Source organism: Burkholderia sp. Ac-20344, assembly GCF_017104975.1.
In the GTDB taxonomy this organism is placed as follows: domain Bacteria; phylum Pseudomonadota; class Gammaproteobacteria; order Burkholderiales; family Burkholderiaceae; genus Burkholderia.
This window is the reverse complement of the sequence record NZ_JAAGPP010000072.1, coordinates 13,856-37,285: the sequence shown is the minus strand read 5'-3', so window position 1 is coordinate 37,285 and position 23,430 is coordinate 13,856. Positions and strand designations below refer to the sequence as shown.

The window sequence follows — 23,430 nt, the reverse complement described above, 5'->3', positions numbered from 1 at the left end:
GCAAAGCGGGAATCGTTGTTTGCCGCACCGTGCCCGGTTGCCGAGAATGTGCGTTTCCCCGCGCGCTGCCCCGGCGCGCGATACGCGTTCGACCATGACCGACTCCCGTTTCCCTCCCCGTCCACCGCGCAGCGGCCGGCGCGCGGCACTGCGCCAGCTCGCCGGCGGATGGGCGGCAGCGATGCTGCCTGCCGGCGGCGCGCTGGCGAGCCAGCCGCTCTCCCCGCTCGACGTGCCGCCGTGGACACGTGCGCCGGGCGCGCCGCTGCTGTCGCCACCCTACGGCGTGCCGGGGCCGCACGAACGCGACGTGATCCGCCGCAGCGCCCGCACACCGGCATTGCCCGGCTCCGGCTCGTCGATGACGCCGCTCGCCGACCTGTTCGGCGACATCACGCCGAACGGCCTCGTCTACGAGCGTCATCACGCCGGCGTGCCCGAGATCGATGCGCAGCGTCATCGCGTCGTCGTGCACGGCCTCGTGCGCGAGCCGCGCGTGTTCACGATCGACGACCTGCTGCGCTTTCCGTCCGAATCGCGGATCCACTTCCTCGAATGCTCGGGCAACACCGGCAGCGAATGGAACGGCCCGAGCGGGCTGCCCGTTCAGTTCACGCACGGGCTGCTGTCGTGCTGCGAATGGACGGGCGTGCGGCTGTCGACGCTGCTCGACGAATCCGGCATCGCTCCGGACGCACGCTGGCTGCTCGCCGAAGGCGCCGACGGCGCGGCGATGACGCGCAGCCTGCCGCTCGACCGGATCCTCGAGCGCGCGCTCGTCGTCTATGCGCAGAACGGCGAACGGCTGCGCCCCGAGAACGGCTATCCGGTGCGGCTGATCGTGCCGGGTTTCGAAGGCAACACGAACATCAAGTGGCTGCGGCGGCTGAAGCTGGTGCGCGCGCCGGAGATGACGCGCGAGGAGACGTCGAAATACACGAACCTGCTGCCCGGCGGCTGCGCGCGCCAATTCGTGTTCGAGATGGATGCGAAGTCGGTCATCACGCGGCCGTCGGCCGGCCATCGGCTCGCCGCGCACGGCTATCACCCGATCAGCGGCTACGCGTGGTCGGGGCGCGGCCGGATTCGCGCGGTCGACGTCTCGACCGACGCCGGCCGCACGTGGCGGCCTGCGCGACTCGCGGGCGACGTGCGCGATCGCGCGCTGACGCGCTTCGAAGCCGACTGGATCTGGAACGGCGAGCCGGCCGACCTGCAAAGCCGCGCCACCGACGACACCGGCTATGTGCAGCCCACCCGCGAGGCGCTCGTCGCCGCGCGCGGCGTCAACTCGCAGTACCACTACAACGGCATCCAGAACTGGCGCGTCGGCGTGGACGGCGAGGTGCGCAATGCGTAAACCGCTTGCCTGCCTGCTCGCCGCATCCGTGATCGTCCCGAGCGCGTTCGGCGCAGGCTACGGTCTCGGCCAGCCGGTCGACCGTGCGGCGCTGGCCGCGTGGGACATCGACGTCGCGCCCGACGGCAGCGGCCTGCCGCCTGGCGCGGGCACGGTCGCGCGCGGTGCTCACGTGTTCGCGGACAAATGCGCGATGTGCCACGGCCAAGGCGGCGAAGGCGGCGTCGGCGATCCGCTCGTCGGCGGCATCGGCTCGCTCGCGAGCGCCAAACCGAAAAAGACGGTCGGCAGCTACTGGCCGTACGCGACGACGCTGTTCGACTACATTCGCCGCGCGATGCCGTACAACGCACCGCAATCGCTGAGCGCGGACGAAGTCTATGCGGTCACCGCGTATGTCCTCCATCTGAACGGCATCGTGCCCGGCGATGCACGGCTCGACGCGCGCACGCTGCCACGCGTGCGGATGCCGAACCGCGAAGGCTTCGTGCCCGATCCGAGGCCCGGCAAGCTATGACTCGGCCTGATCCGGGCGCCGGCGCATCGGGCACCGCAACCGGGCGATTCGCCGCCGCACGTGCCTGCCGTTGTCGTCCGGTACGTGCCCAACTCGCAAGGAAGCCATCATGAGCGACACCTCCCTCGCCACGCCGGTCGCGCCGTCGCCTTTCGTCGACGTTCGCTCGCCGGCGGATTTCCCCGACAGCCCGGTGTCGCGCGTCCTCGCGCAGCCGCTGATGCTCGGGCTGTTCCTGCCGATCCAGGCCGGCGGCTGGAGCGCGTCGACGCTGCCGCGCACGACCGACTGGACCTTCGACTACAACGCCGACCTGGTCGCGCGCGCGGAGGCGCTTGGCTTCGATCTCGTGTTCGCGTTGTCGCAGTGGCTGCCGAAAGGCGGCTACGGCGGCGTGTTCGACGGCCACGCGCTCGACTCGTTCATGACGCTGGCCGCGCTGACCGCGCGTACCGAGCGAATCATCCTCGTCGCGACGAGCCACGTGCTCTACGGGCCCTGGCATCCGCTGCATTTCGCGAAGTTCACCGCGACGCTCGATCACATTTCGCGCGGGCGCTGGGGCATCAACGTCGTGACCGGCCACCGCGCGATCGAGCACGAGATGTTCGGCTGGAACCGGATCGAACACGACCGGCGCTACGAAATGGCCGCCGAGTTCCTCGATGCAGTCCAGCAATTGTGGGCGCAGCCGGACAATTTCAGCTACACGCCCGCGCTGTCGAGCTGGCGGCTGGGCGGCGCATTCGTGACGCCGAAGCCGCGCTATGGCCGCCCGCTGCTGATCAACGCGACAGGCTCCGATGCGGGCATCGACTTCGCGGCACGCTATTCGGACATCGTGTTCGTCACGAGCCCGGCCGGCCCGGATGCCGAACGCGCGATCGGTGCACTGCCCGCGCATATCGCGCGCGTGAAGGCGGCTGCCGCGGCGCGCGGCCGGACGATCCGCACGCTGCTCAACCCGCTCGTGATCTGCCGCGAAACGGCGGCTGAAGCGCGCGCGTACCGCGACGCGATCGTCGCGCATGCGGACGAAGGCAGCTTCCACCGTTTCGACAGCGACGCACATGCGTGGCGCGGCGGTTTCGAACAGCGCTCGCAGGCGGCCGCGCGCGCGATCGGCGGGAATATTTCGATCACGGGTTCGCCGGACGAAGTCGCCGATACCATCGTGCGGCTCCACCGCGCGGGCATCGACGGCATCCAGCTGAGCTTCTATGACTTCAAGCCTGACCTCGACTTCTTCGGCGAGCGCGTGCTGCCGCTGCTGCGCGACGCCGGCTTGCGGCGCTGACGCCAGGCGGCGGATGCCGCGTGTGCCGCGTCACGCGCCGATTCGCCACGTCCGGGTCAGAACACGCGGCCTTCGGTCAGATGCGTCGTCACGCCGTTCAGCGCGTAGTCGCCGATCACACGTGCCTTGTGCAGCAACGGGTTGTGGCTGAAGATCGTGCGCAGGTTGCGCCAGTGCCGGTCGAGGTTGTGTTCGCGCGCCGTCGCCGATGCCCCGCCGACTTCGAACAACCGCTCCGCCGCGTGCAGCGCGAGCTTGCTGACGATGAGCTGCGTGCGTGCCGTTGCGAGCGCGCTGTCGAGTACAAGTGCATGCGCATCGGCGTCGCCGGCTTCGATCGCTTCGGCGGAACGGTCGAGCGCCCGCGCGTTTTCACGGACGAGCGCATCGATTGCATGGCTGTGCGCGGACAGATCGCCGACGACCTGCTGGATGAAATGATCGTCGCGGGCGGTCGGTGCCGGGCTGTGCAGCACCGGGCGGCCGTGCGCGAGCACGTAGCGGCGCGCATCGGCAACCACGTTGCGCACGATGCCCGCGCCTGTTGCGACGAGATGCAGCTGCCGCAGCGCGCCGCAATGGCGGCCGACGAGCGTCGAGCCGTCGCGCGCGGCCACTTCATCCGCGAATACCTGCACGTCGTTCAGCAGCAGGCTGCCGCTCGCGGTCATGCGCTGGCCCATGCCGTCCCAGTCGTCGAGCACCTGCACGCCGTCGCGCGCGACGGGAATGATCACGGCGACTGCGTCGCCCTCCTCGTTCTCCACATTGATACGTGCGAAATCGGCAAACGCGGTGCCGGTCGAATAGTATTTGCGGCCCGTCACGCGGTAGTGATCACCGTCCCGGCGCAGCACGGTGGTGTTCTCGCCGGGCCGCGACGTGCCGCGCTCGGTCGACGCGCCGCCGAAGATCGCGCCGGCCCGCACACGTTCGAGCTGCACGTCGTTGAACGCGGTGCGCGGCGACAGCCGCAGCGTTTCGGTCTGGTCGTAGTGGATCCGCAGCGCGTGCGCGAGATTCGAATCGGCGGCGGCCAGCGTCGCGATCGTGTCGAACAGATCGACCAGCGTGCCGCCAAGGCCGCCGCGCGCTACCGGAATCCGCAGCACGCCCAGCGCCGAACGACGGAAGATCGCGAAACCCTCGAACGGCAATTCGCGACGCGCTTCGCGTTGCGCGGCATCCTGCCCGATGGCATTCGCGAGATCGGGTAGCGCGGCAAGCGCGTCGCGCAACGCGTCGCGCGGATCGACGGCATCACGGGTAGTCATTCGGCAGGTCCTTGTTCGAGAAGATCAGGCGCTGCGTCGTGCGATCGCGGCATTTGCGAACCGCCACATGCGCAGCATCGCAAAGTATAGGGACGCACCCGGCGCGCGTGAAAAACCGATTTCGGCTTACGTTATGCCCGCGCCGGGATTGATCGCGTGCGGGTATCTCAATGCTGGATGCCCCAGCGCCGCACGGTCACGCGTTCGAGCGTGTCGAACACGAGGTTCTCGACGAGCAGGCCGATCACGATGACGGCCGCGAGGCCCGCGAACACGCGATCCGTATACAGCTCGTTGCGGTTCTGGAAGATGTACCAGCCGAGCCCGCCCTGGCCCGCGCTCGCGCCGAACACGAGCTCGGCCGCGATCAGCGTGCGCCACGCGAATGCCCAGCCGACGCGCAGGCCAGACAGGATCGACGGCAATGCCGCCGGCACGAGGATCAGCGCGATCTGGCGCAAGCCCGTGAGGCCGTAGTTGCGCCCGGCCATCTTCAGCGTGGCCGGCACGCCCGCAAAGCCCGTGTACATGCTGAGCGCGAGCGGCCACAGCACCGCGTGCACGAGCACGAACAGCAGGCTGCCGGTGCCGAGCCCGAACCACAGCAGTGCAATCGGCAGCAACGCGATCGACGGCAGCGGATTGAACATCGACGTCAGCATCGTCAGCAGGTCGCGGCCGATGCGCGTCGATACCGCAAGCGACGTCAGCGCAAAAGCGAAGAACACGCCCAGCGCATAACCGCGCAGCAGCACCGACATCGAGATGCCCGTCTTCACCAGCAGTTCGCCCGACTCGATGCCCTGCACGAACGCAGCCAGTGTCGCGCCGAAGGTCGGCACGAGCAGATCGTTCGCGACGATACGCGCGACGATCTCCCATGCGGCGATCAACACGAGCGCAATGACGCTGCGCCGAAACCATCCGGCGCCGACGACGCGGCGCCACAGCGGGGCCGGCGCCGCGCGTTCGGCATCAGGCGGCGTGTCGAGCGTGCGCTCGTACTCGGCGCGCACGGGCGGCAGCGGCGGCAGGACCGGATCGATCGTGCTCATGATGCGGCTTCCTCCGTATCCGGTACGTTCGTCGCATCCGTGTCGAACAGCAGGCGATGGATCCGCGCGACGTTGTCGCGGAAGTCGCCGGTGTCGACGCTGTCGAGCGAATGTTCGTGGCTGTTGAGTTCCGCCCGCACGCGGCCCGGATGGGGCGACAGCAGCAGAATCCGGTTGCCGACCACCAGCGCTTCCTCGATCGAATGCGTGACGAACAGCAGCGTGAAGCGGAACTCGTCCCACAGGCGCAGCAGTTCCTCCTGCATCTTGCGGCGCGTCAGCGCGTCGAGTGCGGCGAACGGTTCGTCCATCAGCAGCACGCGCGGCTGCATCGCCAGTGCGCGCGCGATCGCGACGCGCTGCTTCATGCCGCCCGACAGCGTGTGCGGATAGGCGTCCGCGAACGCGCTCAGCCCGACCTTGTCGAGATAATGCAGCGCGCGCTCACGTGCTTCGGCGCGCGACAGCTTCGCGGCGGCGCGCAACGGAAACGCGACGTTCTCGACGACCGTCTTCCACGGCGGCAACTGGTCGAATTCCTGGAACACCACGACACGATCGGGCCCCGGCCCGCGCACCGGCTGGCCGTCGAGCGCGATCGAACCCGATACGGGCTCGATGAAGCCGGCAATCGCCTTCAGCAGCGTCGACTTTCCGCACCCCGACGGGCCCAGCAGCACGAAGCGGTCGCTGCCATACACGTCGAAGCTCACCTGGTGGGTGGCGCGCACGATCCGCGCGCCGCTCCGGTATTCGAGGCTGACGCGGTCGATGGCCAGCAGGCGTTCGCTGTGCGCGCCGGCCTGCGCGGCATGAACCGCAGGCCGACCGGCCGCACGTGTGTCGGACGCGGCAGGCGACGCGCCGCCGCGTGCCGCATACGGCGGCAGCCAGGTTCGGGGAGAAGTGGCGTTCACGATCGAGTCTCTTGCGGATAAAGCGTCAGCATGCGGCCGGACTCCGTGCCGACCAACCATCGATTCCACATATCGAAACCGCGCCGACGCATAAGCGTCGATCGCGGCGTCGAAACGGCGGCGCCGCTCAACTGCCGCCGGCCGTCGCGGGATCGTCGAAGAAGTAGTCGCGCCACGACTTCGGTTCATTGCGGATCGCACCGGTGCGATGCATGAACTGCGCGAGCGCGAGCGTGTTCTGCGGCGCGGTCTTGAACTGCACCTGCGGATTGCGCAGGATCTTCAGCAGCAGCGCGCGATCGATCTTCGATGCGTTCACGCGGATATAGGTATCGGCCGCGCGCTCGGGATCGGCCGCGATCTGCCGCGCGGCATCGGCCAGCGCGGCAACGAATGCGCGGTAGGTCTTCGGGTTGTCGTCGCGGAATTTCTCGGTGGCATACAGCACCGTCGCGGAGCTCGGGCCGCCGAGCACGTCATAGGAATTCAGCACGATGTGCGCATTCGGGTTGCCGGCGAGTTCCTGCTCCTGGAACGGCGGATTACCGAAGTGGCCGGTAATCACGCTGCTGTTCGCGAGCATCGCGGCCGTCGCATCCGGATGCGGAATCGCCTGCGTGAACGCGTCGAGCTTGTCGAACTGCTTGTCGCCCCACTGCTTCGCGGCCGCGTACTGCAGCACGCGCGACTGCACCGACACGCCGACTGCCGGCACCGCGATGCGGTCCTTCGCGCTCAGGTCGGCGATCGTCTTCACGTTCGGGTTGCTGCTGACGAGGTAGTACGGGAAATTGCCGAGCGATGCGACGCCCTTCACGTTCTGCCGGCCGCGCGTGCGATCCCACACGGTCAGCAGCGGCCCGACACCTGCGCCGGCGATATCCACCGCGCCGGACAGCAGCGCGTCGTTCACGGCTGCGCCGCCCGACAGCCGCACCCAGTCGACCTTGATGTCGAGGCCGGCCTTGCGCCCTTCCTTTTCGATCAGTTGCTGGTCGCGCGCGACGTTCAGCATCAGGTAGACGACGCCGAACTGCTCGGCGATGCGGATGCGGCCTTCCGCGTGCGCGGCTTGCGGGGCGAGCGCGCCCGCAAAAGCGAGCGCGGCGGTGAGCGTGGCCGCCAGCGCGCGGCGCGCCGGCAAAAACGAAAGCGACATCGGAACTCCGGTCAGGATGGGGCAAGGAAATGACGCGGCACGCGGCTCAGAAAGGCGCGTCGCCTTCGATCGTCGTGCGATACAGCTTGCGGCGCAGGTGGTCGGGCGTGCCGGCCGCGAGATGCATCAGCGAACGGTTGTCCCAGAACACGAGATCGTGCTCGCGCCAGTGGTGCCGGTACAGGTGCTCGGCGCGCACGCTGTGCGCGAATAGCGCGTCGAGCAGCGCGCGGCTTTCGTCGTCGGGCAGCCCGACGACGCGCGTCGTGAAATGCTCGCTGACGAACAGCGCCTTGCGGCCCGTTTCCGGATGCGTGCGCACGACCGGCTGCTCGACTGCGTCGACCTGCGCGATCTGCTCGGGCGACAGGTTCGGCCGCCACGGGCTGCGCGCCTGCAGTTCCGCATAGCGCGCGAGGTACGTGTGCTCGGCGCGACGCCCTTCGACCGCACGGCGCAGGTGCGCCGGCAGCGTGTCCCACGCGAGATGCATGTTCGCGAACAGCGTGTCGCCACCCTCCGCCGGCAGCTCCTGCGCGTGCAGCAACGAACCGAGGCTCGGCTTTGCCTTGTACGACAGGTCGGAGTGCCAGAAATGGCCCGCGTCGCCGAGCCCGATCGGCTTGCCGTTCTCGACGATGTTCGACACGATCAGCACCTCCGGGTGGCCGGCAAGCGCGAACTGGTGCAGCACGTGGATTTGAAGCGGGCCGAAGCGGCGGCTGAACGCGATGTGCTCGTCCGGCGTGATGCGCTGGTCGCGAAACACCAGTACGTGATGATCGAGATGCGCGCGATGGATGCGAGCGAAGTCGCTGGCATCGAGCGGTTGCGACAGGTCGAGGCCGACCACTTCGGCACCGAGCGGCGCATCGAACGGCACGATGTCGAAGTGCTGCGCCCCACGGCCCGGCCGCGATGCGAGCGGATGCCCGGCGAAAAGCGATGCGGCGTCGCGGATGGCGGTAGTCGTCACGGTGCAGCCCCCGATTCGGTCAAAACGCGAATCTACGAGTGCGTGCCGGACGGCGTCAACGAAGCAATTCGGATACGTTTATCTGCTGCGGTCATAAAGATCGCTGCTCGGGCATACGGTGCGACGGCAGGCGGTTGCGCGGGGCGCAAAGCCTGCCGATTACGGCCGATCACTGCCGCCGCGGTTCCGTCGACGGGGCGGCGATATGCACGGCGCCTTGCGGAAATGGACGGCCGTGCCGCGTTCGTTCCAGCCACGTCGACGCGCGCCGCAGGCACCGGACGCACTCGCCAGCATCTCGGCGCGCGACGCCGAGGACTCCATCTGCGGCCCGTTCCGTTCGCGCGAATCCGGCACGATGCGCTCAACGGAGATGAACAAGTCCCGCCGGGTCAAGCCGCAAGCAACAAACGCCGGGTTACTCGCGACCTCTCCGATTACGCCGCGCTTAAACGTCCGCGACTCGATATCGAACAGACGCGATTGTTTGCGCGGATCAAACCGATCGAGTTATGCATTTCCGCCGGAGCGCTCCGCCTCGACCAGCGCGATCAACGTATCCGCGCTAATAGCGAGGTGAGCCGTGTTCCCGTCGACACGAGCAACAAGCTCAGCATCAATTTCATGATGGTGCTTTTTATGTTTTCCGAATCCTGCAGAACTGGCCAACTTGATCCGAGTTCCCTCTACACGGTCGATGGTACCGACAAGGACGCCGTCCGAACCGACCACATTCATACCTTCATGTACACGATAAGATGACATATTTTTCATGCTCCACACGAAATGACGACTCAATTGCGCAATAATAAATAGGCAATAAGTTTAATATTAGCAATCTGAAACTTGATTGGATTATCAGATTGATCACTTTGCTCGGGGAGCAAACTCTCTAACGTGGTTTCCCGCTCCCTTTTCTAGCATGCTGGTGGGCTCGCGAGTTCTTGATCAATTAATGCTCACTGACCTCCAACGTCAATATAAATCTGAGCAGCGCAAATTTCTTGCGCCCTACCCACTCAAACAGACACGCTCGGCAACGTGCGATCCATACAGAACATTCTACGGCGTCGCGATCGTCCAAAGTAGCAGCACAGAGTGCCAAATTTTCGCATGCTGATGGATGCGTCGAGAAAAGAGAGCACAATTTACATCCGGCAAGACAAGTACAGAATCGACAGTGCTGCAACAGTTGTGTGGGGATCGGTCAGAAGGTCGATTCTTATTGCTACTATGCGACACAGGTGTACGGCGTTTCACCATGAAAATTTCGCGAATCGAGTAATAATCGAGCAACTCCTGAGTGCGCCCATCGACGAAAGCCGAAAGTTTCGATTTAAGCAAACAACGCTTTATATTTTTATGACTATCTTTGTGGCTTACCGAGACCATACGCCACCGAGCCGAACCACACCGCATCCTGGTCGATGCGCGGTGGTGAAAATATGGATTTCGACTTAAGTTGTTCAATGTGAATTGATTGGAATTCCGGCACCCATACGCGCATATTGTGCGACCCACTGGTCTCCATGCATTGCCGGCGTGCAGGAATACGTGGCGAGCTAGCTTCTGAAAGTGCACGGCAACCTCTCTCGGAGTCTTCATGCCCCAAAGCACATGCCCCATTACTGCCTCGGAACGCGCTCTCGATATCGCTCCCCAGGACATTAGCGCACCGATGTCGGCCGCTGCCGCATTCCTCGTCCTCGTTGTCAAGGACGACAGCAAGTCAATCTCGACAGCACGCTCTGTAGTCGCAAATACCGCAGACCTCATCAAAAACGTTCAGGTCCGAGCCAACCGAAGCCTGTTTACCTGCAACGTCGGAATATCGCATCGAATCTGGGGGCCGTTGACGCAAAAACCTCTACCGCATGAACTCGCGCCATTCAAGGAAGTTCGTGGGGCAAAGCATATTGCCGTTTCCACGGCAGGCGACCTTCTTTATCACATTCGTGCCGAGTCAAGAGATATGATCGTCGAGTTTGAAAAGATCCTTCTCGCCGCCTTTGGCGACTCCGTAACAGCAGTAGATGATGTGGCGGGGTTCCGCTACCTCGATGGGAGGGATCTGTTGGGATTTGTCGACGGCACCGCGAACCCTTGCGGTCTCGACTTGCCCGTCGCGACGATTGTTGGCAATGAAGATGCCGCGTATGCCGGCGGAAGCTACGTTGTGATTCAAAAGTATTTACACGACCTGTCGGGATGGAGTGCGCAATCGGTGGAAGCCCAGGAGGCGATTATCGGCCGAACCAAATTCGACAACGTCGAGCTGCCGGATGCAACGGAAGGACAACAATCGCATAAGACGCTCTGTACGATTCAAGACGCCGAGGGCGAGCATGACATCTTGCGAGACAACATGCCTTTTGCCTCACCGGGCCGTGGTGAGTACGGGACCTATTTCATTGGCTATTCACGTCACCTTTGGGTCATCGAGAAGATGCTGGAACGAATGTTCATCGGTAACCCACCCCCACTTCATGACCGAATTCTGGATTTTTCCAAAGCTGTTGCGGGTGTTACGTTCTTCGCGCCGGCACGCAATTTCCTGAGCAGCTTGGCAGATTGATTGTGCAGGGGTATACGCGATAACCTTGTTGCTTCAGTCCGTCCGTTCCGTGCCACGCGGCCGTTCGATCCCGTATGCCTCCATCCGGCGATAGAACATCGCTCGCGATATACCAAGTTCACGTGCAGCCGCATTCACACGCCAACACGTACGCAGCAGTGCGTGCTCGATCGCTTCGCGTTCGATCGATTGACGAATCTCCGTGACGGACGCAGGCGCCAGTTCGATGTCCTTGCCTCGCGAGCGCAGCGGCGGTTGGTCGACGCTTATCACGCAGAGCCGGTGAAACAGGTCCGTACGAAAACGCCCCCTTTTCCATCGCGTTGGCCAGATCAACGTGCGTCGCCGACACGATTCGCGCGTCGACCAACAGCAGCGTGCTGCTGCCAAGCCTCCGGATCGCACGTTCCTGCGGGAACCGCAGCAGGCTCGCCTGGCTCTCATGGGGCATGTCGCCGATCTCGTCGACCCACCTGGACAGCGGCGAGATACAGCGCGCTCGGCATCCGGGAAGCGCGTATCCGACCGGATACGAACAAGCGACCGATCATGATTTCGCCACATTTCGTTTCCGGGCGGGAACGAGATCGCCATTTCATGGTCGGCACGGCATTTTCGTTTCCATACGGATACGAACAGATGCTCGCGCCCGCGAGTTGTGCAATACTGTTCCCGCTCAGATACGAAGCATGGAGAACGTCATGCCGGAGACCCGGTCCGTCGACACGATCGGCGCCCTCGCCAACCTGATCCGCGCAGCTCGGCTCCAGCAGGGGTTCACGCGGGACGAGCTCGCGAACGCGACGGGGCTTTCGCCGAAGTTCATCAGCCAGGTGGAAGCCGGGAAGCCGACCGCGCAAATCGGCAAGGTGCTGCTGCTGCTCGGCGAACTGGGACTCAGCCTGTTCGCGCAATCGTCGATCGAGATATCGGCGGAAAACGTGCTGAAGGCCGCGCAACGCCGCAGGAGCCGCTATGGCGAATAGAACGCTGATTGCGTCCGCGAACGGGCTGCGCATGGGGACGCTGGCCGACGACAAAGGCGTCTGGTCGTTCACGTACGACGCGCAGTGGCTGGCATCGCCACGCGCGTACCCGCTGTCGCCCGCTTTCCCGCTGCGTGCCGACACCTTCACCGACAGCTCGACCGATCGCCCGGTCCAGTGGTTCTTCGACAACCTGCTGCCCGAAGAAGGCATGCGGACGTCGCTTGCGCGCGAGGCCAGGGTCGACGCCGCCGACGCCTGGGGCCTGCTGGCCTACTTCGGGCGCGAATCGGCCGGCGCGCTCACGCTGCTGGCGGAAGGTGAACGGGAAGCAGCGGGCAGCATGCAGCCGCTCCCGCTCGATGAACTCGAACGCCGCATCCAGGCGATGCCCGAGCGCGCGCTGACGGCGACCGCACCCAAGCGCATGTCGGCGGCCGGCGCGCAGCAGAAACTGCTGCTGATCCTGCGCGGCGACGCGCCGGACTACACGCTGTTCGAACCGGTCGGCAGCGAACCGTCGATGCATCTGCTGAAGCCGGACATGCGCGCCGCCGGCTATCCGCATTCGGCGATCAACGAGTTCTTCTGCATGACGCTCGCGAAGCGGATGGGCCTCGACGTTCCCGGCGTGCACTTCCTGCGCGCGCCGTCCGCGTGCTACGTGATCGACCGTTTCGACCGCGATACCGCGGCGGAGCCGGCCGGACGCCTGCATACGATCGATGCGATGCAGTTGCTGAACTACGATCGCGGCTTCAAGTACCAGCGCGCGAACGCGGAGGAACTCGGCCGCGCGATCGGGCAGACCAGCACGCGCGCGCTGGCACGCCTGTCGGTGTTTCGCTGGACGATCTTCAACGTCGTGGTGGGCAATGCCGACGCGCACCTGAAAAACCTGTCGTTCTTCGTCGACGCGCGCGGCTACCGGCTTGCGCCGTTCTACGACATCGTCAGCACGGTCGTGTATCACACGCCCACGCACCGGCCCGACCATCGCGGCGACCATTGGCCTCACTGCGAGCTGACGATGCCGCTCGGCACGGCGACGCGCTTCTCCGACATCGACACGGGCGCGCTGATCGCATTCGGCACCGCGCTCGGGTTCAGGGAGAAGGCAGCCGAAAGCGAGCTTCAGCGCTTTCTCGAACCGCTCGAGCGCAGCGTCGCGCAGACGCTCGATGAAGTGCACGAGGTTGCGCATCCCGATGCCGGGGAAATCCGCCTGCTGAACTCGATTGCCGCGATGCCGATCGCGGAGATGAGCCGCGCGCTTCGCGCGACGCGCTGATAAGCGGCCGCGCGCGGATCTCGCACCGCCCGGCATGCCCCTCCCTGTCTCCACCGGTGCCCGTGCGTTCCGCCGTGAGCGCTCGAACGTCAGCGGTGCGTCGCGAAGGCATCGATTCCGGTCAGCTGCGCGGACCACGCCCACAGACGCGCCGCCTCCTCCGGATCGATCGCATGCGGCCGCACGCCCGATTCCTCGTTTCCCTGCGTGACGACCGCGACGTCGCAATCCTCGCAATAGACACCGCCGATCCGTGCGAGGCGCGGCGATGTTGCCGCCCATACCTGGGTTGCCGCGCCCTGGGCAGGCGTCTTGAAGGTCGGATCGACCGGCACGCCGTGCGCGTCCACCCAGCCCTGCGCCATCATCTCTTCGCGTGTCAGATGACGCTGCAGCGGCGTCGCGATCTTGCCCGGATGCAGCGAATAGGCGCGCACGCCAAACGGAGCGCCGAGCAGGTCGAGCTGCACCGCGAACAGCGCGTTGGCGGTCTTCGACTGCCCGTACGCCAGCCATTTGTCGTAGCCGTGTGCGAACTGGACGTCATCCCAGCGAATCGGCGACAGCCGGTGCCCGAGCGACGACACCGCGACCACGCGGGCGCCGCCGCCATGCACGAGCACGGGCCACAGCCCGTTGACGAGCGCGTAATGGCCGAGATGATTGACGGCCATCTGCGCTTCCCGGCCGTCGCCGACGCGCGTCTCCGGACACGCCATGATGCCCGCGCTGTTGATGACGATGCCCACGTCGCGCCGCGCATCGACGAATCGCGCCGCGAATGCGGCCACGCTCGCGAGATCGGCGAGGTCGAGCGCCGCAATCTCCACACCGTCGATGCCGCGCGTTGCTTCGCGCGCGGCGTCGACGCTCCGTGCACCGACGACGACGGTCGCACCGGCCTGCGCCAGCGCGCGCGTCGTTTCCAGCCCGAGACCCGAATGGCCGCCCGTGACGATGGCAGTCTTGCCGCGAAGGTCGAGGTCGGCCAGTACGTCGCTCGCCGTCGATGCGGCGCCGAATCCGGAATGAAGGGGGTGTTGCCTGCTCGTCATCGAAAGCTCCTGGAACGATGCGTGAAGCACGCGCCCGCCTGTCGGCCGCGTCACTGCACGAGGTCATTCTCCGGCGACGCCCCCGGACTGTGAATGCAATAGAATCCGGCTTTTCGTCGAGATCGTCCGGAGCTTGAGCATGGATCCCCTATCGGAAGTGCTGTCGCTGCTGGAAACGCGCGACTCGTATTTCACCGGCCTGAGAGCAGGCGGCGAGTGGGCGGTTGCCATTCCACCGCCCGAGGGAATCAAGTTCAATGCGGTCGTCGAAGGAAGTTGCTGGCTGACCGTCGACGGCGCCGGTCCGCCCATCCGGCTGCGCACGGGAGACTGCTTCCTGCTCGCATCGCCGCGGGCATTTTCGCTGGCGAGCGATCCGTCGGTCACGCCGGTGCCTGCCGCCGACGTGTACCGGAACATCGAACGCGGTATCGCGCACTATGGCGAACCGGTGAACTGCTTTCTGATCGGCGGCCGCTTCTCGTACGAGGAAGGCATGCCGCTGCTGCTGGGCAGCCTGCCACCCGTGGTCGTCGTGAGCGGCGACTCCGAGCAGGCGGCGGTGTTGCGCTGGGCGCTGCAGCGGCTCGCGCATGAATTCGGCAAGCCGTCGCCGGGGGCGTCGTTGATGGTTCGGCATCTCGGCCACATGATGCTGGTCGAGATCCTGCGGCGCTACGTGGACGACGGCGCGAACAGCGATGTCGGATGGCTCGCCGGGTTCGCGGATTCGCGGGTGAGCACGGCGCTCGTCGCCATTCATGCGGAGCCCGCGCGACGCTGGACGGTCGACGAACTCGCGACCTGCTGCCACGTATCGCGTTCGACGTTCGCACTGCATTTCAAGCGACGGCTGGGATTCGGGCCGCTCGAGTACGTACTGCGCTGGCGCGTGCAGCTCGCGATGCGGGAATTGCGGCGCTCGAACGCATCGATATCGGCGATTGCGCAGATGCTCGGCTACGACTCGGATAGCGCGTTCGGACATGCATTCAAGCGCATCGCGGGTTGCTCTCCCCGCGCCTATCGCCATGACATCGCGAGCGGACCGGGCGGTTAGCAGGCCGTTAAATACCTCTCGGTCGGATGCATGCCCGATCCCGCGTTTCGCGACGATCACCGCGAGACTCTCGATTTCAGTTCGATTGCCGCATTCGGGCACGTATCAATGGCGTTGGGCGTCTGAGGGCGCCCATTTCAATGCATTACGCGCCCGGCGGACGCAATGCGGCCAACGATCTCAAACCAGTAAAGGAAATTATCTCGGCGGAGCCCGCAATAACATCGACGTCGACGCGTCGTAAAAACGAGCTTCAACGCGCCGGTCGGAAATTTACGGATCGCTTGTCGCCGCAGATTTCGTGAAGCGTGATGACAACATCAGATCGAGAATCGATCGATATTGGGAGCAGGTGCAGACCGTTGGTCAACGGTCTGCACTGAACGGATGTGCCGTCTAATGGAAAAGTGGGCGGCCCTCGGAATATGGCGCTATTGGAACAAAAGTCCGTGCCGTTGATAACTGTCAATATTGACAGGGATGGCTCCAATTTGAGTTGCTACCAAGTCGACGACAGCACCGCCTAGCCTATCTTTTCCGTTTGGAGATAGGCGGATGATCTCTTACGCGTGACGCCATTTTGCCAACGTGGTCAGTTCGCGCTCGGTGGCCGTATCATCCAGACGGCTCCAGCTATAAGACGTGCCGTGCCATCCCGGAACGGGTAGCGGGGCCGCGCAGCGAATGTCCGCGAGGCCCGGCCGATAGGCCTGAAATGGCCAGAATAGCGGCATGATGCGGCGCGCTTCCATGCCTTGGCACAATTCGGCCGGCCCGCCCGCGTCGGACACGATATCGCAGTGGAACGACCAGTCCTGTTCGTTCCAGGCGAGAAATACACTTGGCGCGCCGACGGCATCGAACATCAGCACCGCGTCCTGAATGGGGCGCCAGTAGTATTCGACGATGCCTTCCCGCGCGGCCACCTCATCGATCAGTTTGACGATCCGTGGATCCCGGTAGGTCGCCCCCGCTTCATGCAGGCTGATGTGCCCGCGGGCCGCGCAGCACTTGCGTTTCGCGTTGTCCAGCGCGGTTGCCAGCTTGCGCGCCATCTCGACGTCGGTTTTCTTCAGATAGCAATCGATCAGTCCCGCGTTGAACGCGGCCACCGCCTCGCGCTCATCGGCGACGCCGGTGAGCAGGATTTTCATGCAGTTCGCGTTGCGGATGGAGGTCAGAAACTGGACGCCGTCGACCCCCGGCATCGAATAGTCCACGACCACCGCACCCACCGCCTCGAATCGGGCGGGATCGGCAAGCGCATCCTCGCCGATCGCATTCCCGCCTGTTTTCTCCGCACCGAAATAGTCCGCAGCCATGGGTGGCATCTCCGCGTCTCGCGACGACACGAAGTCGAGCGCCGCCTGGGGCTGCGTAAAAAAGCGGTTCAGGCGTTCGTCCGGAAATGCGCCCCGCAGCGCCAACAGGAAATCCGGATTGTCGTCGACAAACACCACGGACACGGGATAGAGCACCGGCTGCCTAACGAAGGGTTGCATACGAGTCTCGATAAATCAGCAGAAGAAGATGCGGTACCGGAGACGCATTACCGCGAATAACGATCGCGCTGCACGACCGCGGCAATTATCCGGCGAAAGTGGGACGCACATCAACTGCTCCTCATTCGTGAATTCGGCACGTTTCGACTGCGCCGTTCAGCAGAATTGCACAGGGAGAATCGGGCCATTCCTTCTCGTTGAAGGAATGCGCAGCTACCGCCAGTAGCGACTCAAGGAGTTATCCATGTTGACGCGAGACGCGATTCTTCACGTCCTTTCCAACGAAACGGCACATCTGTCCGAGAAAACCTTCCACCACGTGGTCGACATTTACCTAAAGGATTCCAATGCCTTCATGAACACCTATTTCGCACGCTACTTCGAATGGCAGGGCGTGTGCCGTGAACGCTGGTTTCACGAATGCATCCACAACAACCTGTTGGGGGCCGGCGGTGCGTTCGTGACGAAGCGTGCGCATCAGGAATACGTCCATGAGACGTTTCCGTTCCAACGTGTCGATTGCTTTCTCAATACGTTCGAGGTTCGGCAATGTTCGGCCTATCTGCTGTTTCGCTTCTACGTTGACGGACGACAGGTGTCGCTGGGGTATCAGCAGATCGTGTTTGCCGGTTCCGACAAGCGGATCCGCCGGTTTCCGCCGGGCATCATCGAGCGGGTCAAGGCGTATGAACTGATCCTGCCGTCCGCCGCGAACTGAATGTGAGACCGCCTTACCCGATGCGATAGCGCCGGGGGGCCGCCGGCGGATCGCGCAACGCTTGGTCCGCCGGCGAACCGGGCTCCGGCAGCCGAATCGTGAACGTGGTCCGGACGCCGGGGACGGATTCACACGTGATGGTGCCACCGAGCGCTTCGCATACGCGGCGGCAAAAACTCAAGCCCATGCCGGCGCCGCGACCGTGCGACTTGGTTGAGAAGAAGGCGTCGAAGATTTGAGGAAGCACATCGGGGGCGATACCCGGGCCCGTATCGCTGAAACGCACCACGCAGTCACCGTTGCTGCGATGAGCCTCGATCTCGATCTGCCCACGGCCGCTTGCGTGGATCGCGTACAGGGCGTTTTTCAGCAGATTGAAGATGACGAAGATCACGAGCGAGTCGGATCCGGAAAACTGAATGTCCGTATCGATCGCGTCGACCGATACGCGGTCTCGCTCCCCCGGTCGGAAGGGAAAGCGATCCACTGCGGCGTCGACACAGGCCCGTATCGGATAGGCCGCGAAGCTGTGGCGATCGAGTCGGTCGAGCGTAAAGGACGCCAGGGACATCTCGACCACAGTACTCGTAGTGTCGACCTGACGCCGGATCGACGACGCGAGCGCCGGCAACCGCTCCAGCTGCCCAGGATACAAACCGTCGGCGCACAACCGGTGCTCCACCGCTAGCCGATACCCGCGCAGCAGCACCGGCAGGACGTTGCGCAGCTCGTCCGCGTGCAGGCCGATCGCCGCCAGCGGCGTGGCCACTTCGTGCGCGACCGTCGCGGCCAGGAGATAGGGGCCCATCAGCCCATAGCGGACGATCGACGTCGCGAGAATCCCGAGACTGATCGCGATAAACAGCGCCCCCACCGGATAGAACTCGGCTCCGTAGTTCACCGCATAGTCGGTCGCCGCGAGCGAGTAGAGGCCCAGGCTGACGAGACATTGAGTGAGCAGCTGCCGGACATCTCGCGCTCGCTCCTGCCGTCTAGCCTCGATCAGGAGCCAACCGCTGCGGCCGACCAGGAATACCGTTTGCACGACGTGCAACGGGTGCAGTGGGCCCGCCTTGGGATACGGGCCAAAGAAATGCAGGCGGCATCCATCGACGACCACATCGCTCGTGACCAGCAGCCCAGCCAGCAGGGCGCAGAGTCCATAGGATGCGAATATGATCGGCCGCTCGTCCCGACGCGACACGATCTCCGTCACGAAATGATAGAAGGTCGTCGGCAGAAAAAGGATGAACAAATAGCCTGCCTTGACCAACAAGTTGGCGACGTCCGCCTCGGTCGTCTGGAACAGGAAGGCCCACGTTCCCTGCCAGACGAAGGTCGTCGCGCACATCAAGGCGAACGGGACGGATACCCGCGTGAAACCCTTGGTGGCCAGCACGTAGAGGCCAAACCCGAGAAACAACGCAGATACAAACGCGGGCAAGATCGAGTACATATGCGTGAATCCACAATGTTCACTGGTCGCGCACCACTGAACTGTCTTGGCCGGTGCCGTTTGCGAGAGTAGCACGCCGCGGTAGGCGAGCGAGCACGGCGGGGTTGTCCACGGGGCCTCCGCGCATCACGATTGTCGATTGCGCAGTGCTGGGCAGCGTAGACCGAAATGAACTTGTCACAGTTTGCGAAGCAAGGTTGTCACTTCGCCGGTCGATGCTGGCCGGAAGGTGCGAAATCCTCGTGAATTCTTGAGGTTGCACGTCGCGAATGCAGGTTGTCACGGGCCGCGGCCTTGCGAAGACCCGTGTCAACTCCCCTGCGGTGCCGTTGCAGCGTTGGCAGTCTCTGTCGCGCGTTGTGCGAAACCTGATTTTGAATCACGCAATCATTCCATAACGATAAGTTTTCTTATCACAATAGCTCGATTAGAAACCAAAACTTGCATTTGCGCGAACGCCCCGCATGCAACGGGGCGTCCGTCGTTCAGCGCCCGATCGGCAGCCCCGTCGGTTCGATCCAGCCCAGCTTGTAAGCGATCAGCAGCGACAGGAACAGCGTGACCGACAGCCCGACGCGTGCCGCGAGCGACCATGCCATCCGCTTGGACTTGCCGCGATCGTGATTCATGAAATACAGCGCGAAGATCAGGCTTGCGATGATCATCGCGAATGCCACGGAAACCAGCAGAGTTTTCATTGGTGATGCCCTTGAAGATCGGAATCGGCCTGAATCAGTTCGGCCAGTTTTTGTCGCTCGTCGGCGAGCTCGCCGACGCCCGACGCCGGCCAGTCCAGCGCGACGCCATTGCCCAGCGAATCGCGCACGAGCGCCTGGTAGCGCCGGTCGTTGATCCGGCCGTGGTCCATCGTTTCCGAGATCTCGCGCCGGAACGGCAGCGGGAAACTCGCGTACGCGCGCGACAGCGCCGCATATTGTCTCGCATCGATCTCTTTCGACGATGGTATGACAGTCCAGATCACCACGGCCACGATGGCCGTGAACGGGATCGCCGTATAGCGAAGAATGAACTTGATCGGGGTCATGAAACGGTAGGCAGAAGTGATCGCGAATGCGCGCGGTGCGGCCCTGCGGCAGCGAAGCAGTAGTCAGGCCGCGCCGCATGACATTGTACTGAAAGCCCCATGCTGCTAACAGAGTATGATAATGTCATTATCATGTTCGTCACATAATTAGAGAAGCCCGGTGCGTGCGCGCAGGCGGCGTGCCCGCCCTGCCGTCCGGCGCCGGTCTTCAGGTCCGTGCCCGCGATCCGCGGCGATTGAGCGAAACCCTTATGCCAGCGCAGTACTTTCGAAACCTGACGGGAAAACACCGCAGCGCGACCGCGAACCGTCAGCTCGGGTTTTCGCTGGCGTTCGTCGCCGGCGCGGCCAATGCCGGCGGCTTCCTCGCGGTCAAGCAATACACGTCGCACATGAGCGGCATCGTGTCGGCGATCGCCGACCAGACGGCGCTCGGCGACGTGCGGCTCGCGCTGGCCGGCATTAGCTCGCTGGGCTCGTTCCTGATCGGCGCCAGCTGCTCGGCGATCCTCGTCAACTGGGGCCGCCGCCGCGGCCTGCACAGCCAGTTCATGCTGCCGCTGCTGGTCGAGGCCGCGCTGCTGCTCCTGTTCGGGCTGCTCGGCAGCCACCTCGCGCTGTGGGAAACCTTCTTCGTGCCGGTGACCGTGACGCTGCTGTGCTTCATCATGGGGCTGCAGAACGCGACGATCACGAAGCTGTCGGGCGCGGAGATCCGCACGACGCACATGACCGGCATCGTGACCGACCTCGGCATCGAGCTCGGCAAGCTGTTCTACTGGAACCGGTCGGCGATCGACGTCGACGCGCATGCAGTCGTCGCCAACCGCTCGAAGCTGCGGATTCACGCAACGATGCTCGCGTCGTTCTTCATCGGCGGCCTGGCCGGCGCGATCGGCTTCAAGCACGTCGGCTACGTATCGACCGTGCCGCTCGCCGCGGTGCTCGTCACGCTCGCGATCGTGCCGGTCATCGACGACCTGCTCGCGCTGGTCCGCAGCAGGCGCTGATTGCACACCCGCGCAGCATTTCCGGCGGCGGGGCCGAAAGCGGATCGATTATAATTTGATTAACATACTGACCACCCTCGCTGCGCAATGGAAACGAAAACCGCCCGCCTGACCGTCCTGATCGACCCCGCGAAGAAGGAAGCCTTCGAGATGCTCTGCGCCGAGCAGGATCTCACGCCTTCGCAAGTCGTGCGGCAACTGATCCGCGAGTATCTCGACCGCCACGGCGTGACGTACAAGACCAAGAGCGCGCTCGGCAAGCGCGTGAAGTAAGCGCGGCCGTACAGGCCGCACCCGCGGCGCCGGTTGCGTACCGTCTACGTGCGGGCTACGTGCCGATTTCCCATCGTCCGTGCGGCTGTGCACGCAGCATCAGCCGCTGCGGGTCGACATTCTCCCCGGCCTTCATGCGCCTCGCCGTGGCCGCCAGCTTGAGCTCGCCGGCCCGTTCGCATGCGAGTGCGCGTTCGAGCAGGATGCGCAGCGACGGCAGCCGGTTGTCGCCCTTCCACGCGAACGCGATGAAGTTGTTGTCGTCGCCGCACGGCACCAGCGCATACGACGCACCGAACACCGCTCGCAGCTGCCCGAGATGCTGCGGCAGCGCCGGATCGTCGTCCATGAAGTTGATCGCCAGCACGCCGGTTTCGCTCAGGCGCTCGCGGCATGCAGCGAGGAATCCGGCACCCGTACACCGGCCCCGCATGCCGTCGGCGACGAACGCGTCGTGCAGGATCACGTCCGTCCTGACATCCGCCCGTTCCAGATGATCCGCGCCGTCGGCGCATACCACCGCGAACCGGCCGTCATCAGCAGGAATCCTGAATACGTCTCGCAGCGCGATCACGTCCGGGTTGATCTCGACCGCGTCGATCGCCGTGCCAGGCAGGTGCCGGTAGCAGTACTTCGCCAGCGAACCGCCGCCGAGCCCGAGCATGCAGATGTGCGCGGGCTCGGGCTGCAGCAGCAGAAAGCCCATCATCACGCGCGTATAGCCGAGCTCGAGACGGCCGGGATCCCGGAGCGACATGAAGCTCTGCGTGCCGAAATGGTCGAAGTGCAGCGAAAGCGTGTGCTTCGTCTCCAGCACGAACGGCCGGCCGTCGTTCAGCGGCGTCGCCAGGAATCTGACGAACGCGTCGTAGGAAAATCGATCCTCGGCCATGAGCGGGCTGTCGATTGCAATCGGTCGATTGGCGCGGGTGCGCTCAGACTTTCTTCAGGTAGCAGGCCTTCAGCATGAAGCCGCCCATGTCGGTCTTGCAGTCGACCTCGTGATCGCCGCCGACGAGCCGGATGCTCTTGACCTTGGTGCCCATCTTCAGCGTGATCGACGAGCCCTTCACGCGCAAGTCCTTGATCAGCACGACCGAGTCGCCATCCGACAGCACGTTGCCGTTCGCGTCCTTGACGACGTCGCCCGCGGGTTCGTCGCCCGCTTCGGCGCCGGCGCCGGCCGACCATTCATGGCCGCAGTCCGCGCATACGGTCAGCGTGCCGTCGGGGTAAGTGTTTTCCATCGCGCATTGCGGGCAGGCGGGGGCGGCGTTCATTGCAGCTTCCATTCAGGGGGAGTCGGGTCGTCAAAAAAATGCCGGGCGACACGCGCCGACGGATCGGCGGGCCGCCGTCGGCGCACACGGCATTATAATGCAATACACATATCTTGACCGCTGTATTATAATCGCTGCTTTCGCGCCATTCGCCGGACTTGCGACCTGTTTCACCGAGAATGCCGGCACATCCAAGCAGGATGTGCACACCCCGGCTGCGCTGCCGGCTTCCCTGAGTCGTGCGGGAAAGCGCGTTTCACGCGTGCCTTGCACACTACCGGCCCGGCGCCGCACACCGATTCCGACGTTCCTGTCCAGAGGCTTTCCGACATCGTGGCAACCGTTGTGTACGTTGAAATCGGCCCCGCGTGGAACCGCAGCCGCGGCGGCGCCGCACGAGAAGCCGCCGTCGACGCGGCGCGCGGCTTCGAAAGCAACATCCTGCTGATCGCGAACGGGATCAGCAGCAACGCGAAAGACCGTGCTGCCGTCGCAGCGCTGCAGGTGCACGGCGGCACGTCCGCACAAGTACTGGCCACCGGCCCCGACGAAGAGGCGGCGCTGCAGGCATTGCTGCCCTTGCTTCAAGCGCGCTGACCCGAGCACCACCCGATGTCACGGCAT

At 64.4% G+C, this 23,430-nt stretch carries 24 protein-coding genes and 1 pseudogene; 11 read left to right on the top strand and 14 right to left on the bottom strand.

What is annotated here, in order from left to right; genetic code table 11:
- The first annotated feature begins 94 nt into the window (after window positions 1-94).
- The 3 genes from soxC to G3N64_RS21980 all read left to right on the top strand — a co-directional run bounded on the left by soxC (window position 95) and on the right by G3N64_RS21980 (window position 3,174).
- Window positions 95-1,360, top strand: coding sequence for a sulfite dehydrogenase (soxC, locus tag G3N64_RS21990; RefSeq protein ID WP_205785800.1), 1,266 nt, complete (start codon window positions 95-97; stop codon window positions 1,358-1,360).
- Complete coding sequence (locus tag G3N64_RS21985; protein ID WP_205785799.1) at window positions 1,353-1,877, top strand: cytochrome c; 525 nt, start codon at window positions 1,353-1,355, stop codon at window positions 1,875-1,877. Before soxC ends, G3N64_RS21985 begins: the two co-directional genes overlap by 8 nt.
- A 109-nt stretch (window positions 1,878-1,986) precedes the next feature.
- Window positions 1,987-3,174, top strand: coding sequence for an LLM class flavin-dependent oxidoreductase (locus G3N64_RS21980; RefSeq protein WP_205785798.1), 1,188 nt, complete (start codon window positions 1,987-1,989; stop codon window positions 3,172-3,174).
- 56 nt (window positions 3,175-3,230) lie between these two features.
- Here G3N64_RS21980 and G3N64_RS21975 read toward each other — a convergent pair whose 3' ends face one another.
- The 6 genes from G3N64_RS21975 to G3N64_RS21950 all read right to left on the bottom strand — a co-directional run bounded on the left by G3N64_RS21975 (window position 3,231) and on the right by G3N64_RS21950 (window position 9,293).
- Window positions 3,231-4,448, bottom strand: a complete 1,218-nt coding sequence (locus tag G3N64_RS21975) for an acyl-CoA dehydrogenase family protein (RefSeq protein WP_205785797.1) — start codon at window positions 4,446-4,448, stop codon at window positions 3,231-3,233.
- A 167-nt stretch (window positions 4,449-4,615) separates the two neighbouring features.
- Window positions 4,616-5,503 (bottom strand): ABC transporter permease, encoded by an 888-nt coding sequence (locus tag G3N64_RS21970; RefSeq protein WP_205785796.1) that lies wholly within the window; start codon window positions 5,501-5,503, stop codon window positions 4,616-4,618.
- On the bottom strand, window positions 5,500-6,480 hold the full coding sequence (locus G3N64_RS21965) for an ABC transporter ATP-binding protein (RefSeq protein WP_205785795.1): 981 nt from the start codon (window positions 6,478-6,480) through the stop codon (window positions 5,500-5,502). The genes G3N64_RS21970 and G3N64_RS21965 overlap by 4 nt, the downstream gene beginning before the upstream one ends.
- Window positions 6,481-6,547: 67 nt before the next feature.
- The gene (locus G3N64_RS21960; protein ID WP_205785794.1) at window positions 6,548-7,579 is read right to left on the bottom strand and encodes an ABC transporter substrate-binding protein; all 1,032 of its coding nucleotides are present in this window, start codon (window positions 7,577-7,579) and stop codon (window positions 6,548-6,550) included.
- Between the two features lie 46 nt (window positions 7,580-7,625).
- Window positions 7,626-8,555, bottom strand: a complete 930-nt coding sequence (locus G3N64_RS21955; protein ID WP_205785793.1) for a TauD/TfdA family dioxygenase — start codon at window positions 8,553-8,555, stop codon at window positions 7,626-7,628.
- A 510-nt stretch (window positions 8,556-9,065) separates the two neighbouring features.
- Window positions 9,066-9,293, bottom strand: coding sequence for a DUF2171 domain-containing protein (locus G3N64_RS21950; RefSeq protein WP_241021145.1), 228 nt, complete (start codon window positions 9,291-9,293; stop codon window positions 9,066-9,068).
- Between the two features lie 865 nt (window positions 9,294-10,158).
- On the opposite strand from G3N64_RS21950, the gene G3N64_RS21945 reads away from it, so the two are divergent.
- Window positions 10,159-11,130 carry a Dyp-type peroxidase gene (locus tag G3N64_RS21945; protein WP_205785792.1) on the top strand — a complete coding sequence of 324 codons (972 nt, stop codon included), beginning with the start codon at window positions 10,159-10,161 and terminating at the stop codon, window positions 11,128-11,130.
- A 33-nt stretch (window positions 11,131-11,163) separates the two neighbouring features.
- Here the strand turns inward: G3N64_RS21945 and G3N64_RS21940 are convergent.
- Window positions 11,164-11,599 (bottom strand): annotated as a pseudogene (locus G3N64_RS21940) (sigma 54-interacting transcriptional regulator); the annotation flags it as partial.
- A gap of 232 nt (window positions 11,600-11,831) precedes the next feature.
- On the opposite strand from G3N64_RS21940, the gene G3N64_RS21935 reads away from it, so the two are divergent.
- Together G3N64_RS21935 and G3N64_RS21930 are read left to right on the top strand one after the other, a co-directional pair.
- Window positions 11,832-12,116 carry a helix-turn-helix domain-containing protein gene (locus G3N64_RS21935; protein ID WP_205785791.1) on the top strand — a complete coding sequence of 95 codons (285 nt, stop codon included), beginning with the start codon at window positions 11,832-11,834 and terminating at the stop codon, window positions 12,114-12,116.
- Window positions 12,106-13,407, top strand: a complete 1,302-nt coding sequence (locus tag G3N64_RS21930) for a HipA domain-containing protein (RefSeq protein WP_205785790.1) — start codon at window positions 12,106-12,108, stop codon at window positions 13,405-13,407. The genes G3N64_RS21935 and G3N64_RS21930 overlap by 11 nt, the downstream gene beginning before the upstream one ends.
- A gap of 89 nt (window positions 13,408-13,496) precedes the next feature.
- Here G3N64_RS21930 and G3N64_RS21925 read toward each other — a convergent pair whose 3' ends face one another.
- Window positions 13,497-14,462 carry an SDR family NAD(P)-dependent oxidoreductase gene (locus tag G3N64_RS21925; protein WP_205785789.1) on the bottom strand — a complete coding sequence of 322 codons (966 nt, stop codon included), beginning with the start codon at window positions 14,460-14,462 and terminating at the stop codon, window positions 13,497-13,499.
- A gap of 139 nt (window positions 14,463-14,601) precedes the next feature.
- Between G3N64_RS21925 and G3N64_RS21920 the strand changes: the two genes are divergently transcribed.
- Window positions 14,602-15,522, top strand: a complete 921-nt coding sequence (locus G3N64_RS21920; RefSeq protein ID WP_205785788.1) for an AraC family transcriptional regulator — start codon at window positions 14,602-14,604, stop codon at window positions 15,520-15,522.
- Between the two features lie 563 nt (window positions 15,523-16,085).
- Here the strand turns inward: G3N64_RS21920 and G3N64_RS21915 are convergent.
- Window positions 16,086-17,024 (bottom strand): response regulator, encoded by a 939-nt coding sequence (locus tag G3N64_RS21915; protein WP_205785787.1) that lies wholly within the window; start codon window positions 17,022-17,024, stop codon window positions 16,086-16,088.
- Window positions 17,025-17,268: 244 nt separating this feature from the next.
- On the opposite strand from G3N64_RS21915, the gene G3N64_RS21910 reads away from it, so the two are divergent.
- The gene (locus G3N64_RS21910; protein WP_205785786.1) at window positions 17,269-17,742 is read left to right on the top strand and encodes a thioesterase family protein; all 474 of its coding nucleotides are present in this window, start codon (window positions 17,269-17,271) and stop codon (window positions 17,740-17,742) included.
- A 13-nt stretch (window positions 17,743-17,755) separates the two neighbouring features.
- Here G3N64_RS21910 and G3N64_RS21905 read toward each other — a convergent pair whose 3' ends face one another.
- The 3 genes from G3N64_RS21905 to G3N64_RS21895 all read right to left on the bottom strand — a co-directional run bounded on the left by G3N64_RS21905 (window position 17,756) and on the right by G3N64_RS21895 (window position 20,243).
- The gene (locus tag G3N64_RS21905) at window positions 17,756-19,198 is read right to left on the bottom strand and encodes a sensor histidine kinase (RefSeq protein WP_205785785.1); all 1,443 of its coding nucleotides are present in this window, start codon (window positions 19,196-19,198) and stop codon (window positions 17,756-17,758) included.
- Window positions 19,199-19,683: 485 nt separating this feature from the next.
- Window positions 19,684-19,896 (bottom strand): twin transmembrane helix small protein, encoded by a 213-nt coding sequence (locus G3N64_RS21900; protein ID WP_006489184.1) that lies wholly within the window; start codon window positions 19,894-19,896, stop codon window positions 19,684-19,686.
- Window positions 19,893-20,243, bottom strand: coding sequence for a hypothetical protein (locus G3N64_RS21895; RefSeq protein WP_041492597.1), 351 nt, complete (start codon window positions 20,241-20,243; stop codon window positions 19,893-19,895). The genes G3N64_RS21900 and G3N64_RS21895 overlap by 4 nt, the downstream gene beginning before the upstream one ends.
- Before the next feature lie 251 nt (window positions 20,244-20,494).
- On the opposite strand from G3N64_RS21895, the gene G3N64_RS21890 reads away from it, so the two are divergent.
- Window positions 20,495-21,253 (top strand): YoaK family protein, encoded by a 759-nt coding sequence (locus tag G3N64_RS21890; protein WP_205785784.1) that lies wholly within the window; start codon window positions 20,495-20,497, stop codon window positions 21,251-21,253.
- An 87-nt stretch (window positions 21,254-21,340) separates the two neighbouring features.
- Window positions 21,341-21,526, top strand: a complete 186-nt coding sequence (locus G3N64_RS21885) for a ribbon-helix-helix protein, CopG family (RefSeq protein ID WP_021158209.1) — start codon at window positions 21,341-21,343, stop codon at window positions 21,524-21,526.
- A 55-nt stretch (window positions 21,527-21,581) separates the two neighbouring features.
- Here the strand turns inward: G3N64_RS21885 and G3N64_RS21880 are convergent, their stop codons facing one another.
- Window positions 21,582-22,418, bottom strand: a complete 837-nt coding sequence (locus G3N64_RS21880; protein ID WP_205785783.1) for a spermidine synthase — start codon at window positions 22,416-22,418, stop codon at window positions 21,582-21,584.
- 43 nt (window positions 22,419-22,461) lie between these two features.
- Entirely contained in the window at window positions 22,462-22,806 is a 345-nt protein-coding gene (locus tag G3N64_RS21875) for a zinc ribbon domain-containing protein YjdM (protein ID WP_031401187.1), read from the bottom strand.
- 333 nt (window positions 22,807-23,139) lie between these two features.
- Here G3N64_RS21875 and G3N64_RS21870 point away from each other — a divergent pair, with 333 nt between their 5' ends.
- Window positions 23,140-23,403, top strand: coding sequence for an HPr family phosphocarrier protein (locus G3N64_RS21870; protein ID WP_346778833.1), 264 nt, complete (start codon window positions 23,140-23,142; stop codon window positions 23,401-23,403).
- The last annotated feature ends 27 nt before the right edge of the window (window positions 23,404-23,430 follow it).